Source organism: Staphylococcus sp. MI 10-1553, from assembly GCF_010365305.1.
Classification (GTDB): domain Bacteria; phylum Bacillota; class Bacilli; order Staphylococcales; family Staphylococcaceae; genus Staphylococcus.
Window position 1 is genome coordinate 65,346 of record NZ_CP048279.1, and the last position, 18,941, is coordinate 84,286.

The window sequence follows — 18,941 nt, forward strand, 5'->3', positions numbered from 1 at the left end:
AATAAATTGACCTACATATTATAAATATACATAACAAAGTGTTTATGGAAATTTGATAAAGGTAAAATGCTATTTTTGACAACTTTGTGAGTGAGGATATACGAATATAACATCAAATGAAACTGCAACACTTCATACCCCCTATAGGTATGTGCTATGCTAGAGATGTATTGAGTTATAGCCTGATAGACAGAGGAGGCATTATTTTGAAAAACGATCAAGAGCACTATCATCACCAACACGCGCATGAAAGTCATGACCACCACAATCATCATATGCATCACGATCATGACGACCATGCGCATCACCATCATGGGAATTTTAAAGTGAAGTTTTTTGTGTCACTCATTTTTGCGATACCGATTATCATTTTTTCTCCAATGATGGGCGTACAATTACCATTCCAATTCACATTTCCAGGTTCTGACTGGATTGTGTTAATCCTTGCGACCATTTTATTCATTTATGGTGGACAACCGTTTTTGTCTGGTGCGAAAGATGAAATGGCTTCGAAAAAACCGAGCATGATGACGCTCGTTGCTTTAGGTATTTCAGTTGCTTACATTTACAGCCTGTATGCTTTTTATTTGAATCATTTCAGTAATACAACAGGTCATACGATGGACTTTTTCTGGGAACTCGCGACATTGATTTTAATTATGTTGTTAGGCCACTGGATTGAAATGAATGCGGTTGGAAGTGCTGGCGATGCATTGAAGAAAATGGCAGCACTGTTACCGAACACGGCGATTAAAGTTACGGATGATAATCAACGTGAGGAAGTTAAAATTTCGGACATCGTGATAAATGATATCGTTGAAGTAAAAGCAGGCGAAAGTATTCCGACAGACGGCATTATCGTTCGAGGTGAGACTGCGATAGACGAATCGTTAGTGACCGGGGAGTCTAAAAAAGTACAGAAAAAGGCAAGTGACCAAGTAATCGGCGGTTCTATCAATGGGTCTGGCACGATACAAGTGAAGGTGACGGCTGTAGGAGAAGACGGTTACCTTTCGCAAGTGATGGGGCTTGTGCATCAGGCTCAAAATGATAAATCTCGCGCGGAGTTATTATCTGATAAAGTGGCAGGTTATCTGTTCTATTTTGCCGTAAGTGTCGGCGTGATTGCATTTATCGTATGGATGTTGATTGAGAATCATATGGATTTCGCATTAGAACGACTTGTTACGGTGTTAGTCATTGCTTGTCCACATGCGCTAGGTTTGGCTATTCCTTTAGTCACTGCACGTTCGACGTCAATAGGGGCGCATCATGGCTTAATGATTAAAAATAGAGCGGCGATAGAAACTGCACAATATATCGATTATGTCATGATGGATAAGACAGGTACACTCACTGAAGGCAACTTTTCAGTCAATCATTATGAAAGTTCTAAAGCGGATATGAGTGACGATACTGTATTGAGTTTGTTTGCGTCATTAGAAAGTCAATCGAATCATCCATTAGCGACAAGTATTGTGGATTTCGCTAAAAATAAAAATATTTCGTCTGCTCATCCTGAAGATGTTCAAAATATACCTGGTGTTGGGTTAGAAGGGATAATTAACGGTCAAGCTTATAAAATCACCAATGTGTCATACTTGGATCAACATAAATTGAATTATGATAAAGCGTTGTTCACTAAATTAGCACAACAAGGCAATTCCATCAGCTATTTAATCGACGAGCAACAAGTTGTGGGTATCATCGCACAAGGAGATCAAATCAAAGAGAGTTCAAAACAAATGGTGACAGATTTACTAGCAAAAGAGATTACGCCGGTCATGCTCACGGGTGATAATCAAGAAGTGGCAGAAGCGGTTGCTCAAGAACTAGGAATCCGTGATGTTCATGCACAACTGATGCCAGAAGATAAAGAAAAGATTATAAAAGATTATCAAAATCAAGGTAAGAAAGTGATGATGGTGGGAGACGGTATCAATGATGCGCCAAGTCTGATCAGAGCCGACATTGGTATCGCCATTGGAGCAGGAACAGATGTGGCCGTTGATTCTGGTGATATCATCCTTGTTAAAAGTGAGCCGACTGACATCATTCATTTCTTAACACTTTCAAAACGGACAATGAGAAAAATGGTTCAAAACTTATGGTGGGGTGCAGGCTATAATATCGTTGCGGTTCCATTAGCGGCCGGAATTTTAGCGTCAATTGGATTGGTTTTATCACCAGCAGTCGGTGCAATACTCATGTCGCTCAGTACTGTTATCGTTGCTATTAATGCCTTTACACTGAAGTTGGAATAGAGTGAATATGCATACCATCTATTTTGAGTTGAGTAGGTGGTATTTTTTTATCAAAAGACGCAAAACAGTGGATGATAACCCGGGAAATATTGACTCGTAATTTAATAAACAAATCGTTAAGAATCTTTCGCTTGAAGGTATGGATTTGACGATAGAACAACAAAAGCAAGTTTTAGATGTTATTAATAATCAAAAAGAAATTACGAACGAGCTTATTCGTAAAATTGCATTGAATGAAAAGAACCCCTAAAAGTTAATCATTTTAAGCAACCATCTACACGTTTCCAGTAGGTGGTTGCTTTGTGCGTATGACACGAGTCAACATTTAATCGTTAAACGTTTGATGAGGGTAATCATAGGAACTGTTAGAGATGAACAATGACGTTTAATCTATTTTAAGTTGTCATTCTAAATTTAGCTTGACAGATAGACGTACAATTTTAATGATAGAGGTGTACAGGAAAATGGTGATGCAGGTTTTATTTCGGCGTATAGGCTAGAAATAAGGAAATGACAAAGCAGATAAGGGAGAAACATTAACATGCACATGATTAATTTCAACAAAGGGAGGATTTTTATGATTAGAGAAATTAATCTACAAAAAGATCGATTCTTAAATGAAAAAATTACGGATTTAGGCAGAAAAAATTTTATTTACGGTAAAAATGGAACAGGGAAAAGTTCGATTGCAAAGGCGATTTTAGAGCAATATTCAGATGAGTATGAGATTCGCATATTTCAAGGGTTTTCCAGTGTCATCGCAGAAAATGGTGAATTAAATGCGATTTCATTAGGTCGTGAGAATACGGCGTTGCAACCTCAAATCGATGAACAAAGGAAAAAGTATAAACAATTACGTGCTGATGTCACTAAAAATGAAGAAAATATAGAAAATACATACTCGAGGTATGAGGAGGCGAACGAAGCCTTAGATCAATTCAAAAAAACAATAGGACGTTTTTATACTAAAGCTGCAAGTCAACTCAAACGTCACCACATCACATGGACAGGTGGCTATTACAATAAAAGGCATTTTGAGGCAGATATTGAATTTGCGAGTGCTTTAAGTAAAGAAAAATTAGCTGAGTACCGAAGAGATGAAGCGCAAACGATTATCGAAAATACGCATGAACAAGTCATTATTGCACCGAATATTAAAGGTTTCTTGGCTTCAGTTAATGACATTATCACGCAAAATATTACACAATCAGCACTGTTAGAATTTAAAACAAATGATGAAATGAACTGGGTTAAAGAAGGCCTGCACTATCATAAATCGGGAGAAGCATGTGCATTTTGTGGCTCGAAAATTGAAACTTCTCGTTTAGACGATTTGAATGCTTACTTTAATAATGAGGTTAAAATTTTAGAGAAGAGAATCGCTGATGGCATCGCATTCATTGAATCTGCTCAGAAAAAAGTAAATGCGATTCAGATTATAGATAAAAGCGGGTTTTATGCGAAGTTTCATGAAGAAATTGCCAATTTAAATGTGAAAATATTGGGTGGAAAAATGGAATACCAGCATTTTTTGGAAGAATTGCGTCAAGCACTCATCTTGAGAAAGCAAAATATATTTGTCCCTTTGAATGAATTGACTCTACGCGCGCCTTCAACTTTTGATGAAATTGTTGAACGTTATAAAACGTTGCATCTAAACAATCAAACCTATAGTGATAATTTATCAGAAGTGAAAGAAATCGCTCGAGAAAAGTTGAAATATCATGAAATATATAAAAAACTGGAGAGGTTTAACTATAACGAAAAACTGAAAACTCTGAATTTTCTTAAGAATGATAGAAATATCAAGAAGACGTTACTAGAGGATAAAAAGAAAGAGGCTGAAGAAGCAAAGGCTGAATTAGAAGCCCTATTATTACAGACCGTCGATGAAAGCCAAGCCGCTATCAATATGAATGCATTATTAGAAAAACTGGGCAACCGTTCTTTTACACTTGAGAGCATCGAAAATGATGCACAAAAAGGGCAATATCAAATTTTAGGACATGATGGGAATGTGAGAAGTATCGATACGTTAAGTACAGGTGAGAAAAACATAGTCGCTTTTCTTTGGTTTGTGCTTAATCTAGAGAATGTGAACTTAACGACGAATAAACAAGAAGTCATTATTTTTGATGATCCGATGAATAGTAATGACGATACCGCACAATATTTGATTATTACAAAACTACAAGAGCTACTTCGAAATAGAAAGGATAGTCAAATCTTCATTCTCACACATAATATTCATTTCTATTTAAATGCGAGGTACAACTGGTGGCAGAAGACGAAAGAAAAGAAAACGTATCATTTATTGAAAAATGGAGATAAGGCGGCAGTAAAATACATCAAAAACCAAAAAGACGATTTCAAGACAAGTTATGACGCTTTGTGGTTAGAAGTAAAGTGGCTATATGACAATCACAAACCGAATTTAATGATAAATCCATTGCGGAGAATCATTGAAACGTATCATCATTTCAATAAAATTCAAGATGTTTATATGAATAACATTGAAGCTAAGAAGTTATTTGATGTGAACTCGCACGCAATTGACGATTTAGAGGCTGATTTAAATGGCAAAACTGAAAAAGAACTGATGCTCATGGTTAAAAGCGTTTTTGAAGATATGGGGGCAGAACAGCATTTTTCTCAATATTGGCATAAAACAGAAGAACTTAGTTTATAACGAAAAAGTGTATATTTTTGTTAGACTATTTTATACAAGGCGTTTGCTTAATCTATCATAAAAAGGAAAAAGAGAGGTTTAGTCATGCTAAGTATTCAAGATCCGAACTATTTTAAAAGAATAATGAAAATATTCATGATGGTTATTATGATTTGGTTAGTGACTTTTATTATAGCAATGATATGGAGTCCTTCTGTCGAAACTTTTAAAAATATGGGGAGCAAAGTCCCTTCACACCTTAATGATACGGAGGGGTTAAATAAAGTTTGGGGATATATTTTGAATAACGGCTTTCAAGTTCCATTTCAAATGCTCATCCTTTCTTTGATCCCTATACCTTTTTTGTACTTTCTGAATTTGATATCAACTAGTATCATTACAGGTATTGTGTTTGGATTTGCAATTAACTTTGACTTAAATAAAGGGATGATTATGGTAATTTCTTCAATACCGCATATGCTTGTTGAAATAGGTGCCATGTGTTTTGTGGTCAGTGCTTTATATCAACTAAATATATCTATGATAAGGAAAATGACTAATCTTTTTAGGAAGCACAAAAAGCAAAATATTTCGTTTAAACTAGCAATAATGGATTTGATTAAAAGTTATTTATTTATCGCACTGCCGTTGTTTGTTATGGCAGCATTTTTAGAAACATATTTAACAGACTTTATCTATCAACTATTCACTTGATGCTATGCCGTATATTCTCAATGGCGATTTGAAAATGTAGGAAAATGGCGGAATGAAAATGCTGTTTTCCTACTTTTGTTTTGTCTCATTTGCACCGCTCCAAAAACCTATTTCCACATTTATTATTAAAAACTTTATCATTGTTATTTAATATATAATTAATTATAATTTAATAACCTCTATAACTTTTTCATATATGATTTGTAAAGGAGGAGGAATAACAATGAAAAACTTTATAGCATTCAAACGTGGGATATGGATAGCAACAATGATTTTTTTGATTTTGGCAGGCATTTTTGTAATGAATAATAGAATCGCTAAAGCAGCACCAACGAATGAGGATTCAGAGTTAAAGCTCGCAACCCACAATGTTTATATGTTGTCGACTGTGCTATATCCGAATTGGGGGCAGGGGATTCGTGCTAACTTAATTCCTAAAGCGAAGTACCTTAATGGTATGGAGGTGCTTATCATCAACGAAGCTTTTGATAATAGCGCATCGGCACAATTGTTAAAAAATTTAAAGCAGCAATTTCCTTATCAAACGCCTGTATTAGGACGCTCGCGATCGGGATGGGACCGCACAGAAGGGAGTTATTCAAACTATACATTTGAAGATGGCGGTGTGACAGTCGTGAGTCAATATCCTATTGTAGAAAAAATTCAATATGTCTACAAGCATGGTTGTGGCTTCGATAATTATAGTAATAAAGGCTTTGTGTATACCAAAATTAAAAAAGGGAATAAGTTTGTGCACGTCATTGGTACACATACGCAATCAGAAGATACGAGTTGTGGTAGTGGTCGAGATAGAGCGATTAGAAAGGAACAAATGCTAGAGTTAAGTCATTTCGTCAAAGAAAAGAATATTCCAGCAGATGAAGTGGTTTATATCGGTGGCGACATGAACGTAAATAAACGTGTCTATACAGGGGAATACGAGGACATGCTTAAAAATTTAAATGCAAGAGAACCTGTATATAATGGTTACTCAAGTACTTGGGATCCGGCACATAACTCGATTGCACATTACAATTATCCTAAAAGTACCGCGGAATATTTAGATTACATTTTTGTGGATAAAGATCACAGGCAGCCTGGCACATTGGTGAATCGTGCGGTTAATGAAAAATCACCGCTTTGGAGCGTTTATGCCTTCCCTTATTGGTATACTTATGATGATTATTCTGACCACTATCCTGTCATTGCTTATAGTTGGTAGGAAGTTTACAAAATGATATGACACCCCGCTTGCCTTATACGGTAAATTGGGGTTTTTGGTTGTGAAATTTTAGCACGAGCGCTGTCATTTGTTTGAACGAAATTTTTGAAACACAAACTTTTTAAATAGAAGTATCTTTATTTATTATATTTTGTTTTGAAAATATTTTTAAAAGTGATAAACTTATAAATGAAAGCGCTTTCTAAAAATAAAGAAATATCAAAAGTCACTCTGTCACACGTTTTACATTCATGATTGAAAGTATTGTTAAAGATTTTGTCCGTTGTTGAGTGAGAAAAAGAGAATACGATTAACGAACAAAGGGGATAACGCAATGAAATCAAAACCTTTTTTATCAGTATTTAAATTTTTATTAGTCGCTTTTGTTATTTTGTCGCTGTTATTGTTTAATATGCAAACGGTGAATGCAGGCACATCAAAAAAGCACAGTAAAGGGGACGCGCATTTGATTTATAGTCAGCAAAACCTGCATTTGACCGGTAAAGGCGTCGATATAACGAAAAATCTTAAAGGTAAAATGGAGGACCAAGATTTTACGGTATTGATTCAGTTTGAACAGGACGATCATAAAGGCAATCAAGCTTTAATAGGTGCATCGAATTCGAAAAGTCAAAATAGCTACTTTGATGTGTTTGTAAGAGAAAATGGGGAACTCGGTGCAGAAGTCCGAAATGAAACGACGCAAACAAACAATCTCATGTCACGACCAGCGTCAGTATGGGGCAAATTCAAAAGCAAACCTGTATCGAACACGGTCGCAGTTGTCGGCAATGCGCATCAACAAACGTATACATTGTACGCGAATGGGACAAAAGTGGTTGAGCAAAAAGTGGATGATTACAAGAAATTAGGTGATATTGAAGGTTTGGATTCATTCGTCATTGGCGGTGTGAAACGTTCAGGTAAAGTTGCTTTTGGCTTTAAAGGAACGATTGAAAATATGCAAATTTACGATACAGCGATGAATGAAAACACAATGATTAAAATAACGACAAACGATGTGACGCAAAAATTCATTTTTAGAGCGAACGATGCGACACATTCGAACTATTTCAGAATTCCGGCGCTGAATACGTTGAGTAATGGCCGTGTGTTAGCGAGTGCGGATGCGAGATATGCTGGGACACATGACTTTACGAACAAAATCAACACGGCGCTAAGTTATAGTGATGACAATGGTAAAACGTGGTCTAAGCCACAATTACCTCTCGCATTTGAAGACTTTGCGGCAGAGCCATTAGATTGGCCACGTGATCCAGAGACAAGTAAGATTCAACTGAGTGGTGGCGCGACTTATATTGATCCTATGATTTTAGAAAAGTCAGATCATCAAGTGCTATTATTGGCCGACGTACTGCCAGCAGGAGTTAGTTCAGCAGGTGCCAAACGCGATGATTCAGGATTTAAAAAAGTAAACGGCCATTATTATATGAAATTACAAAAGCAAGGTGAATCTGCATACAATTATACGATTAGAGACAAAGGCGTCGTTTATGATGAACGCACAAACAAACCGACTGAATATACCGTAGATGACGATTTTTCAATAAAACAAAGTGGTCAACCTTTAAAAACGGATCAACTGGCTGTAAAATTTGAAAACGGCGAAAAAGTGGAATATAAAAATGGTAAAAAAGTGAACATGACTGTTTTTTATAAAGATGCATTGTTCAAAGTCGTCCCAACGAACTTCATCGCTTATACATCAAGTAATGACCATGGTACACATTGGTCTACACCAAAATTGATACCACCTGTACTTGGTGAAAATCGTAACGCACCATTTTTAGGACCAGGTCGTGGTATTGTCGAAAGCCAAAAAGGACGTATTTTGATTCCTTCATATACAGGAAAAGAATTTGTGAGCATTTATAGCGACGATAATGGTAAAACATGGAACAGTAAAGTCGTCCGATTACCATCCAACTGGTCAGCAGAAGCGCAAATTGTCGAAATCAAACCAGGTGTCTTGCAAGCCTATATGAGAACGAATAACGGTAAAATCGCTTATATGACAAGCACCGACTCTGGAGATCATTGGAGTAGCCCACAATATTTAGATTTTGTATCGAACCCAAACTACGGTACAGAACTTTCTATTATTAAATACAGTCACAAAATTGATGGCAAAGATGCGGTCATTTTAAGTACGCCGAATTCAAAAGATGGTAGACGAAATGGTCAAATTTGGATTGGTTTAGTGAATGACGACAACAGTATCGATTGGCGTTACCATCATGACGTGGATTATGCAGAATATGGCTATGCCTACTCATCGTTGACAGAGTTGCCAAACGGTAAAATCGGACTGATGTTTGAAAAATTTGATTCATGGTCTAATCTACAATTACACTTGAAAAATGTGTTACCTTACGTGATTTACGATATTGATGATTTAAAAGAGAATCAGCAGTAAGAAACATACAAAGATTGAAAATGCAGGAGAATGGTGAGGGATTGCTGTTTTCCTGTGTTTTTTATTTTGAGGAAAATGGTGTGAAAATCAATGAGCAGGGCAACTATCCGGAAAAACCGGATAGTTCAAAAGTGAGTTATGGCAAGGGTTTGAGCGAATAAACGGGGAAATGGTTGATTGAAGGAGGTAAGTAGAGAGGATGTTAAAAAGGTATTTTTTAATGAGTTAATATAGTGAAACACGGTAAAATCATAAATGTTAGGGTGATGATATTTTTAATTTACAAAATGATCTGATTTAGAGACATGATGTAAACGTTCATATACAGACGATGACATATAAAATTGATATTTTGATTGAGAGGTGACTTATATATGAAATTAGAAGAACAAATTAGAATGTACAGAAAGGCATCCGGTTTAACACAAGAAGTACTTGCTGAATAATTAAATACGACAAGGCAGTCTGTTTCAAAGTGGGAACAAGGTACATTGGAACCTAACATTCAAATGCTTAATCAACTAGCAAAGTTATTTGAAGTGAGTCTTGATCAGCTAGTAAATGGCGAAGATGACAATGAAGTAAAAAGAGTTGAAGTTTCTTCATCTGAGTCGATGAATTGTTGGGAATTTGCTTCTCAAAAATGGTGGTTGATTATTATCATTTTGTTAATTATTGGAGGAACATTATCACAAATATTCAGCTAATATATAAGTCTTCTTAATAAATATTAAGGAGCGGTTTCATGAAAATCATAGTCAATATATTAAAAATCACAGGGATGAGTTTGTTATTATTTTTCATTTCTGTATTCGCACAAAACTTAGGGATTTTATGGCATCTAATTCATTTCTTTACTTTAGAATATGTCTTACATGGATTGACCTATCTAGTGGTAGCCTTCTTGCATGTTAAATTATTAATTAATAAAGTTTTAAAGCAACGTCTAGAGGATTATTGAATTAGAGAGTTTAAAATTTTTCCGTTATGCATGTTGTTAGGAATACTATTACCTATTGGCGTAATAACATTTTACTTAATTGTTCTCCCAGGAGATTTAATATTTACTCATTTTGATACGAAAGAAGCGGCATTTGAAATGGGGATTGAAGTGATTTGGATTACTGGAATTGTTGCACCGATAGTTGAAGAAGTTGTATTTAGAGGAGTGCTATTAAAATAAATTGAAGATAAAACAAATATAGTAACGGCCATCATTGTAACGTCTATATTATTTGCTCTCGTCCATCTGTCTAATGGAAAACTGTCAGGCATAGATTTTTATTTATTGCAGGGACTATTGCTGGAATGATGTACGCTATTGCTGTTTATCGATATCATTCGATATGGGCGAGTGTAGTCATACATATGTGTTGGAATTTAGGTGGTTTATTCACTATAACAAATATTGAAGTAGACTACGGGTTTGTACAATATATAATAAAGTCGAATCATACATTGATAACTGGAGGAGAATATGGCGTAGATGCATCCATTATTTCAATATTAGGCTATTCTCTTGTTATAGTTGTGGTTTTATTTATACAAAAGTTAGAACCTTCAAAGTAGATGGTTAACTATTAAACGATAAGTCCTTAAGAAAGATATTCATAAATAATAATAAAAATGATAATATAATAACTAATAAAGTTAATAGACAGAGAACAATAAGGTGAACTAGAGATGAAAAATTACCGATACACTTGAATCTTTGTCTGTAGTGTTAGGACAAGAACCATCTGTAAGTCGTTTATAAACAGAATTTGCATCATTTTAAGGGGGAAACACATTGAAATATCAGGATTATATCGCTTTAAATGTAAATGAAAGATTAGACGTGTTTTTAAATTCGCTAAGTTCTACAAATAAGACACCGAGTTATTTTGTCAATTGGGAGAAAGTCGAAAAGGGTGGCAAGCGTTTTGAGTTAGAGTTAAACACTCTAAATTATCTTTTAGGTAAGGAAAATATTGAAGAAGAAGCGAGAAATCTATTTCTTGCACAACCGAATCTACTCAAAACCATCCCTATATTAATTGCAACTAGAGATGAAAAATTAGACATTTTAATGTTGGACAATGATGAAATGGACTTTTATAGCCTAGATTTTCGAAATATTGATATGCACAATTTTGAAGCATACATAGAGTTTATTAAAAATTCTGGACTAATGGACTTTTTACAAAATACGGCTCAAAAAAATTTAGTGGATTTTGTTTATGGCGTAGAAGTGGGCTTGGATTCAAACGCTAGGAAAAACAGATCAGGCACTACTATGGAAAGTATTTTAGAGAGAAAGGTCGCTGAAACATGTAAAGAACTAGGACTTAAATTTAAAGTCCAAGCAACATCTCATTGGATGAAACAAAACTGGGATGTCGATGTCCCGACAGATAAATCAGCAAGAAGATTTGATGTAGCAATTTTGAACCCAAAAAACAAGTCAGTGTATGTGATAGAGACCAATTTTTATAATGGTGGGGGTTCTAAGTTGAAATCTGTTGCAGGCGAATTTAAAAGTTTAAATCGATTTATTAACCAAAGTGAAAACAATGTCACTTTTTCATGGATAACAGATGGACAAGGTTGGCATACTGCTACCAAGCCATTATCTGAAGCGTTTGCTGAGATAGAAAACATATTTAACTTAGATATGTTGAAAAATGATTATATCTATTCTATGCTCACTTCATAGTGTGTGTTTTGAATAGACGAATAAACATCAATTTAAACAGCCTGGCATAGGGGGTAAATTAGAATATTACCTAGATGTGTCAGGTTTGTTCTGTTTTTATAAAATACGAAACAAGTCGTTGTAATCATTGTGATAAAATATAAGTATTGAATTAGTATCATATAGCTATATTTGTTGTATGGGTTTTGTCACATTTTTGAGGTTTAAATGATATGTAATAAGGTCTCTTTGCTTCAATCCACTTATAACAAATGTTTAATGACGACATAGTGTTTTAGTCATTTATCCCACTTCTAGGCTGTCTATTACTTGAATAAGATCTTCGTTAATAATTGAGGAAATCTCATCATTATCTAAATAGTTTAAATAAGCGATATCTAGTTTTTCATTATCTGTAATTTCGGTTAAGTGTGCTAATACACCTTTTATGACACTTTCGTGTGAATGGCTATCCAAAAATTCTTTTACAAAATACCAAGTTTCTTTCATAAAACATTTCCCCTTAAGTACATTTAATAGAATTTTAATCTATAAAAGTGATGTGTGTGTTTAATCGTTTTTAATTGGTTGATAAATAAAGTTACAAAGCTGAGAGTTACATGTAGGAAGAAAGTTGGATACACTCGCAAATAGAATACTAATTGTGTTCTAGTCAATATTAGATAATAAGCTACTAGCTTGTATGAACATTGATGTTGTATCAGTTAATTTTTAAGAGTGAGTTGAAAGTGTTGATAAGGTTTGCTATAAGTGGAATGTGAAGTTAATAATATAGTAAACTTTTTATATTATTGATGTCAAATATATTTATACTGTGATTAAAAAGTTGACAGAATGTAAAAAAGTTTTTAATGATGATAGTTAATATTAAAGTTATTAAGAGAAGAGAAAGAGAAATAACTATAGCTGCTATAACTAACGGTATTATTTTAAAAAAAATGTTACAATGACTCGTGAAAATGAAACGAGATTTATTATAGAAATGAGGAATTAATATGCTCCCTTTTGTAAAATGGGCTGGTGGTAAACGACAGTTTTTATCGAAAATTATTGAAAAGGCACCTTCAGAATTTAATCACTACTATGAACCATTCGTTGGCGGTGGAGCTGTTCTTTTTGGCTTGAATCATCAACCATCTACTATTAATGACATCAACAGTCACTTAATTCATACATATAAAGTCATAAGAGATGAGCACGAGAAGCTAATAGAAACAATAGATGAATTTGATAAGATACCACTAAACGATGAAAAATATAAAGAATTTCGAAGTCTATATAACGACCACATTATAAATAATATTTACAATATTGACACAGCAGCCTTGTTTATTTATATTAATAAGCATGCTTTTAATGGTTTATTTAGAGTGAATTCCAAAGGTCTTTATAATGTACCGTGGAATAAAAAAGAGTTGGTCAAATCGTATAATCAAGATAATATGGCTGAGATTTCTCGTTTCCTTCAGAATGTAACGATTTTGAATACAGACTTTAGTGAAGCATTAAATGGAGTGAAGAAAGGTGATTTTGTATTTTTTGACAGTCCGTATGCGCCATTAAAGCCAACGAGTTTTACATCATATGATAAAGCTGGTTTCAAATTAGAGGATCATGTCAGACTTGCAGATTTGTTTAAACAGTTATCATCAGAAGGTGTTTATTGTATGTTGACTAACCATAATACAGAACTTATAAGAGAATTATATTCAGACTTTAAAAAAGAAGAGATAAATGTGCGACGTAGTATTAATTCAGATGCAACCAAGCGAGTTGGAAAAGAGCTCATTATAACAAACTATTAAGGTGATGGTAACTTGAATAATTTAAAATATGAAAAAGGGGATATATCGATTTTTCAGGGGAATATGACAGAGATTTTAGACACATTCGATGAAGAAATGATTGATATGGTTTTTGCTGATCCCCCGTATTTTCTTTCTTCAGGAGGTATTACTTGTTCTGGAGGGAAGATGGTCTCAGTAGATAAAGGTGCATGGGATAAATCATTAAGTTTTGCAGAAAAGCATGAATATAATAAAGAATGGTTATTAAAATGTAAGAGAATTATGAAACCTAATGCGACAATTTGGATATCTGGAACACTTCATAATATTTATTCAATAGGTGCGGCATTGGAAGAAACAGGGTTTAAAATTTTGAACAATATTACTTGGCAAAAAACCAATCCGCCACCGAATTTAGGTTGCCGAAATTTTACACATTCAACCGAAACGATTATATGGGCAAAAAAGGATTCAAAAAAAAGTAAACATTATTTTGATTATCAGTTGATGAAAATGTATAACAATAATAAGCAAATGAAAGATGTATGGACAGGGCCTTTAACCCCTAAAAGAGAGAAAAAATTTGGTAAACATCCTACACAAAAGCCGCTATACCTTTTAGAACGTATTATCGAATCGTCGACAAAGCAAGGGGATCTCATACTTGATCCGTTTTTAGGTAGTGGAACGACAGGTGTGGCAGCAAAAAAATTACAGCGCAAGTTTATTGGAATAGAAATAGAAGAAGCATTTATTGATATTGCTAAAAATAGAATAGAAAATACTGAAGAAGAACCCAAATTGCTATAAAAAATTTACGTTAGGTTGCTAATAATAAAATGTTATAAAGGTAGGGGTTGGGACATACCTTATAAATTTCTTTTTGCTTCCATAGTCGGTCTGAAACGATAAACCCCATTGACCTTTGTTATTAGACAACTCAAGAACTTTAAACGTGTGACTGCTCCTACTCTACTTTTCTCTTCATTGACAACCATCTTTAATTGTTTCTCAATAAATTTTGTTACATTCCACATAGCCTTAGTATGATGTTTCTGTTCGTCAGTGCGCGTGTTTGCGTCCGACTTCCTTCAGACTTCCACTTCACAATGGACACCCTTGTCTTTCGCTAACAGTTCCTACTACCAAGCCTGTAACGGACTTTCACCGTCAAGGTGTTACCCATGCCGGGCGCACCATGAAATTTGAACTATCCGGAAAAACCGGATAGTTCAAAAGTGAGTTATCGCAAGTGTTTGAGCGAATAAACGGGGAAATGGTTGATTGAAGGAGGTAAGTAGAGAGGATGTTAAAAAGGTATTTTTTAATGAGTTGAAAGTTGAAATAAGTCCATAATGCGAAGTTTTAATTGGCGCGTGAGCAAAATTTTTTCAACATACGCATTTTAACTTAATTCAGGCAGAAGTCTCCCATCCTCTATAGGTGGGTGATGAATGCCGTTCGGTATGAGGGTTACCGTTGGTAACTCGAAAACCGACACGCAAGGCTCATCGCCTTTTTATTTTGTTCTATGTTATAATCAGTCTATATAAGAAGTGAGTTGATATAACATGAAATTAGATACTAATAATCATTCGGTGTTTCTTCTCTATTATCATCTTGTGTTGGTTACTAAATACCGTAGACAAGTGATTGATGATAAAATTTCTGAATTTGCTAAAACAACTTTTGTACGAATTGCAGCGTCTTATCATATTACTCTAGTTGAGTGGAATCATGATAAAGACCATGTTCATATTATGTTCAAAGCACAACCAAAAACAGAATTGACAAAATTCATCAATGCCTATAAAAGTGCCAGTTCGCGTTTGATAAAACGCGACTTTCCAAAAGTAAGACAGTTTCTTTGGAAAGAAATGTTTTGGTCTAGAAGTTTTTGCCTTTTGACAACTGGTGGCGCACCAATTGACGTTATAAAAAAATATATTCAGAATCAAGGTTATAATCATAAATAGAGAGGTGCGTAGCTTATGGAACGACTCAAAGCATATAAATTTAGAATCTATCCAACTGAAGAACAAAAAATTTTCTTCGCTAAGTCTTTCGGTTGTGTCCGTAAGGTCTACAATCTAATGCTTGATGATCGAATGAAAGCTTATGAAGAAACTAAGAATGTTTCTTCTAAAAAAATGAAGTTCCCGACACCAGCTAAATATAAGAATGAATTTCCATTTTTGAAGGAAGTAGATAGCCTTGCCTTGGCTAATGCACAACTCAATTTAGACAAGGCATATAAGAATTTCTTTAGAGATAAATCTGTTGGATTTCCTCGGTTCAAAAGTAAGAAGAATCCCGTTCAAAGCTATACCACTAATAATCAAAATGGCACAATATCCTTGATTGATAATAAATTCATCAAAGTTCCTAAGTTGAAGTCATCAGTTAAAATAAAGCTTCATAGACAACCTAAAGGTATTATCAAATCAGCTACAATATCACGCCGTTCAAGCGGTAAATACTATGTTTCTTTATTGTGCAAAGAAGAAGTTGTCGAGTTTCCTAAAACTAATTCTGCAATTGGAATTGACCTTGGAATCACTCATTTTGCCATTTTTTCTGACGGTCAAAAGATTGATAATAATAAGTTCACTTCGAAAATGGCACAGAAACTAAAACGTGAACAACGTAAGTTGTCGAGACGTGCCCTGTTAGCCAAAAAGAAGGGTATCAATCTCTTTGAAGCCAAAAACTACCAGAAACAAAAACAGAAAGTTGCACGACTACATGAAAAGGTAATGAATCAACGCACTGACTTTCTAAACAAGTTGAGTACAGAGATTATCAAAAATCACGATATTATCTGTATTGAAGACTTAAACACAAAAGGTATGTTGCGAAATCATAAACTGGCTAAAAGCATTTCTGATGTGTCATGGTCTAGCTTTGTGATTAAGCTACAATACAAAGCTGACTGGTATGGACGTGAAATAGTCAAGATTGATAAATGGTTTCCATCAAGTCAAGTCTGTTCAGACTGCGGACATAATGATGGCAAGAAAAATCTCAAAATTCGAGAATGGTCTTGTCCTATTTGCCATGCTCACCATGACCGAGATATAAACGCGAGCATCAATATTTTGACCGAAGGGCTACGAATGCAAACATTAGCTTAGAAAAGACCGATAACCGTAGGGTCTACGGGGATAGCTTGGTCAATAAGAGAAACCTCTGTTAGTAAAGAAATACACTTACAAGTACGCTCTATTCCCAAGAAGCTCCCACTTCAAGCGTTAAGAACCTTTATGTTTTAGCTAAGTGGTGAGTAGTTCACTTACAGAACATACGTTCTATTTATGGTATAATGTTTTTAAAATGTGACAGGAGGCGTGAAAATTGAGTAATAACTTTTTAATGTACCAAACTGAAGACGGTCAAACGAAAATTGACCTTCGTTTAGAAGATGAAACCGTTTGGATGACTCAAAAATCACTCGCTGACTTGTATCAAAAGAGTATTAAAACAATAAGTGAACATATTAAGCATATCTATGATGAAGGCGAATTGACTAAAAAAGCAACTATCCGGAAAAACCAGATTGTTCAAACTGAAGGTGATCGGGAAGTTACTCGAGAAAGTAATTTTTATAATCTAGAAGTCATTATTGCTGTTGGGTATCGTGTAAGGTCACATCGTGGGACGCAGTTTAGGCAATGGGCTACAGAAAAAATTAATGAATACTTAGTCAAAGGCTTTGTGATGGATGATGAGCGCCTTAAAGAAATGAGAAATATAGGTTCTGATTATTTTGATGAATTGTTGGAACGAATTAGAGATATAAGAGCATCTGAAAAGCGATTTTACATAAAAATAACGGATATCTATGCCACATCAGTAGATTATGATCCTCAAGCAGAAATCACGCAAACATTTTTTGCTACTGTTCAAAATAAATTACACTATGCAATTCATGGTATGACAGCAGCAGAATTAATTCGATCTAGGGCAGATGCAACCCAAAATAATATGGGTTTACAATCATTCAAAGGTGAAAAAGTTCGGAAAAACGATGTCACTATTGCAAAAAATTATTTAACTGAAAAAGAGTTGAAGTCACTTAATCGAATTGTGACGATGTATCTCGATTATGCAGAAGATCAAGCGGAAAGACAGCAACCGATGTATATGTCAGACTGGATAGAGAAATTGGATGCGTTCTTACAGTTCAACGATAGAGAGCTACTTCAAAATCCAGGTAAAGTGAGTAAACAAGTGGCAGATTCATTAGCGCACAGTGAATATTTAAACTACAATAATGCAAGAAACAGAATGAATAGCCACAGTGATTTTCTAGATTTCATTAAAGAAAATGATGTAAAGTATTTTTCCTACAGTGATTAAAGTTGCGATGGACAATGTGTGCCTTATTTCGAGAAGTCATAACCATATCAGTGTAAACCATATGTTAAATGTATTGTTAGATTAGGAAAGTTTTAGTAATGTAAGCAATGTTGGTAAAGGCAATTCAATATGTAATCAAAAGCGTCTATGTTCCCGTGCGCATAGGCGTTTTTATTTTTTGTGGAGACGTATTTTCTTCATTATAAGCTAATATTGGAAACGCAACAGAAGTATGTAAAATTTATTACTAAGTATATACATTCTTTAACTATAAAAGACATAAAGTAGTTAATAATATGACATATCATGTAATGATAGGTATACATTTGGGAAGAAGTCTGCTATGCCAATGATTGTGAAAGGATACATAGCAATAGTTTAGCGGCGAAGGGGACTTCAAATAAAAAAAGTTAATTAATACATCATATTGATTAAAAAACTATATATTTTAGAACCTTGAAATTTGCTATGTTAATAAAATAGTAATGGTATGGTGTCGTATACAAAATAGCATAAAGTAAAAAGAGAAGGGCTGATCCTTCTCTTTTACTTATACATGACCGTATTTCCCGAAAACCTCTCATCATAAAACTACTTTTGAGTATCAGACTTCCTCTTATTCAACCCTATTTATAAAGAATAGAGCTAGAGAAGATGACAGCTAACGGGCATAATATTAAGTTTATGTCGAATCCTCTCATGAAAAAGGTAACAACGAGTATGAATCCACCAACAATCATTGCGATAGCAAAAATTAAGGCTAATGTCGTTTTAACCAATGCTGTTCCTCCTCTG

The 18,941-nt window shown here is 34.5% G+C and carries 17 protein-coding genes and 1 pseudogene; 16 read left to right on the top strand and 2 right to left on the bottom strand.

Going from position 1 to position 18,941, the window contains the following annotated elements; genetic code table 11:
• Positions 1–275 precede the first annotated feature (275 nt).
• The 11 genes from GZH82_RS00305 (at position 276) to GZH82_RS00345 (ending at position 12,000) form a co-directional block, all read left to right on the top strand.
• A complete protein-coding gene (locus tag GZH82_RS00305) occupies positions 276–2,264 on the top strand; it encodes a heavy metal translocating P-type ATPase (RefSeq protein ID WP_457853109.1) in 1,989 nt (662 codons plus the stop codon).
• 577 nt (positions 2,265–2,841) lie between these two features.
• Positions 2,842–4,953, top strand: coding sequence for an AAA family ATPase (locus tag GZH82_RS00310; protein WP_162680802.1), 2,112 nt, complete (start codon positions 2,842–2,844; stop codon positions 4,951–4,953).
• A gap of 84 nt (positions 4,954–5,037) precedes the next feature.
• A complete protein-coding gene (locus GZH82_RS00315; RefSeq protein WP_162680803.1) occupies positions 5,038–5,646 on the top strand; it encodes a stage II sporulation protein M in 609 nt (202 codons plus the stop codon).
• 223 nt (positions 5,647–5,869) lie between these two features.
• Complete coding sequence (gene sph / locus GZH82_RS00320) at positions 5,870–6,868, top strand: sphingomyelin phosphodiesterase (protein ID WP_162680804.1); 999 nt, start codon at positions 5,870–5,872, stop codon at positions 6,866–6,868.
• A 334-nt stretch (positions 6,869–7,202) separates the two neighbouring features.
• Entirely contained in the window at positions 7,203–9,305 is a 2,103-nt protein-coding gene (locus GZH82_RS00325; protein ID WP_162680805.1) for a sialidase family protein, read from the top strand.
• A 20-nt stretch (positions 9,306–9,325) separates the two neighbouring features.
• Positions 9,326–9,466, top strand: a complete 141-nt coding sequence (locus GZH82_RS00330; RefSeq protein ID WP_162680806.1) for a hypothetical protein — start codon at positions 9,326–9,328, stop codon at positions 9,464–9,466.
• 348 nt (positions 9,467–9,814) lie between these two features.
• Positions 9,815–10,012 (top strand): hypothetical protein, encoded by a 198-nt coding sequence (locus GZH82_RS14025; protein WP_238989705.1) that lies wholly within the window; start codon positions 9,815–9,817, stop codon positions 10,010–10,012.
• Positions 10,013–10,050: 38 nt separating this feature from the next.
• The gene (locus GZH82_RS14030; protein WP_238989593.1) at positions 10,051–10,266 is read left to right on the top strand and encodes a hypothetical protein; all 216 of its coding nucleotides are present in this window, start codon (positions 10,051–10,053) and stop codon (positions 10,264–10,266) included.
• 30 nt (positions 10,267–10,296) lie between these two features.
• Positions 10,297–10,488: a hypothetical protein gene (locus GZH82_RS14035; protein WP_238989594.1), complete on the top strand. Its 192-nt coding sequence runs from the start codon at positions 10,297–10,299 to the stop codon at positions 10,486–10,488.
• 128 nt (positions 10,489–10,616) lie between these two features.
• Positions 10,617–10,874 (top strand): hypothetical protein, encoded by a 258-nt coding sequence (locus tag GZH82_RS14470; protein ID WP_343236277.1) that lies wholly within the window; start codon positions 10,617–10,619, stop codon positions 10,872–10,874.
• 220 nt (positions 10,875–11,094) lie between these two features.
• Complete coding sequence (locus GZH82_RS00345; RefSeq protein ID WP_162680807.1) at positions 11,095–12,000, top strand: type II restriction endonuclease; 906 nt, start codon at positions 11,095–11,097, stop codon at positions 11,998–12,000.
• 282 nt (positions 12,001–12,282) lie between these two features.
• On the opposite strand, the gene GZH82_RS00350 is transcribed toward GZH82_RS00345, so the two are convergent.
• Entirely contained in the window at positions 12,283–12,489 is a 207-nt protein-coding gene (locus GZH82_RS00350; protein ID WP_162680808.1) for a hypothetical protein, read from the bottom strand.
• Positions 12,490–12,995: 506 nt separating this feature from the next.
• Here GZH82_RS00350 and GZH82_RS00355 point away from each other — a divergent pair.
• Together GZH82_RS00355 and GZH82_RS00360 are read left to right on the top strand one after the other, a co-directional pair.
• Positions 12,996–13,805, top strand: a complete 810-nt coding sequence (locus tag GZH82_RS00355) for a DNA adenine methylase (RefSeq protein ID WP_162680809.1) — start codon at positions 12,996–12,998, stop codon at positions 13,803–13,805.
• Between the two features lie 12 nt (positions 13,806–13,817).
• Entirely contained in the window at positions 13,818–14,597 is a 780-nt protein-coding gene (locus tag GZH82_RS00360) for a DNA-methyltransferase (protein WP_238989595.1), read from the top strand.
• A gap of 62 nt (positions 14,598–14,659) precedes the next feature.
• On the opposite strand, the pseudogene GZH82_RS14040 reads toward GZH82_RS00360, so the two are convergent.
• Positions 14,660–14,830, bottom strand: a pseudogene (locus GZH82_RS14040) (group II intron reverse transcriptase/maturase); the annotation flags it as partial.
• Between the two features lie 528 nt (positions 14,831–15,358).
• On the opposite strand from GZH82_RS14040, the gene tnpA reads away from it, so the two are divergent.
• The 3 genes from tnpA (at position 15,359) to GZH82_RS00380 (ending at position 18,146) form a co-directional block, all read left to right on the top strand.
• Entirely contained in the window at positions 15,359–15,763 is a 405-nt protein-coding gene (tnpA, locus tag GZH82_RS00370) for an IS200/IS605 family transposase (RefSeq protein ID WP_162680810.1), read from the top strand.
• A gap of 15 nt (positions 15,764–15,778) precedes the next feature.
• Entirely contained in the window at positions 15,779–16,921 is a 1,143-nt protein-coding gene (gene tnpB, locus GZH82_RS00375) for an IS200/IS605 family element RNA-guided endonuclease TnpB (protein WP_162680811.1), read from the top strand.
• A 220-nt stretch (positions 16,922–17,141) separates the two neighbouring features.
• The gene (locus GZH82_RS00380) at positions 17,142–18,146 is read left to right on the top strand and encodes a virulence RhuM family protein (protein ID WP_162680812.1); all 1,005 of its coding nucleotides are present in this window, start codon (positions 17,142–17,144) and stop codon (positions 18,144–18,146) included.
• Positions 18,147–18,941: the final 795 nt, after the last annotated feature.

Coding starts and splice junctions, on each gene's coding strand:
- GZH82_RS00305 (WP_457853109.1), top strand. CDS start 276: ATGCATCACGATCATGACGACCATGCGCATCACCATCATGGGAATTTT.
- GZH82_RS00310 (WP_162680802.1), top strand. CDS start 2,842: ATGATTAGAGAAATTAATCTACAAAAAGATCGATTCTTAAATGAAAAA.
- GZH82_RS00315 (WP_162680803.1), top strand. CDS start 5,038: ATGCTAAGTATTCAAGATCCGAACTATTTTAAAAGAATAATGAAAATA.
- sph (WP_162680804.1), top strand. CDS start 5,870: ATGAAAAACTTTATAGCATTCAAACGTGGGATATGGATAGCAACAATG.
- GZH82_RS00325 (WP_162680805.1), top strand. CDS start 7,203: ATGAAATCAAAACCTTTTTTATCAGTATTTAAATTTTTATTAGTCGCT.
- GZH82_RS00330 (WP_162680806.1), top strand. CDS start 9,326: ATGCAGGAGAATGGTGAGGGATTGCTGTTTTCCTGTGTTTTTTATTTT.
- GZH82_RS14025 (WP_238989705.1), top strand. CDS start 9,815: ATGCTTAATCAACTAGCAAAGTTATTTGAAGTGAGTCTTGATCAGCTA.
- GZH82_RS14030 (WP_238989593.1), top strand. CDS start 10,051: ATGAAAATCATAGTCAATATATTAAAAATCACAGGGATGAGTTTGTTA.
- GZH82_RS14035 (WP_238989594.1), top strand. CDS start 10,297: ATGTTGTTAGGAATACTATTACCTATTGGCGTAATAACATTTTACTTA.
- GZH82_RS14470 (WP_343236277.1), top strand. CDS start 10,617: ATGTACGCTATTGCTGTTTATCGATATCATTCGATATGGGCGAGTGTA.
- GZH82_RS00350 (WP_162680808.1), bottom strand. CDS start 12,489: ATGAAAGAAACTTGGTATTTTGTAAAAGAATTTTTGGATAGCCATTCA.
- GZH82_RS00355 (WP_162680809.1), top strand. CDS start 12,996: ATGCTCCCTTTTGTAAAATGGGCTGGTGGTAAACGACAGTTTTTATCG.
- tnpA (WP_162680810.1), top strand. CDS start 15,359: ATGAAATTAGATACTAATAATCATTCGGTGTTTCTTCTCTATTATCAT.
- tnpB (WP_162680811.1), top strand. CDS start 15,779: ATGGAACGACTCAAAGCATATAAATTTAGAATCTATCCAACTGAAGAA.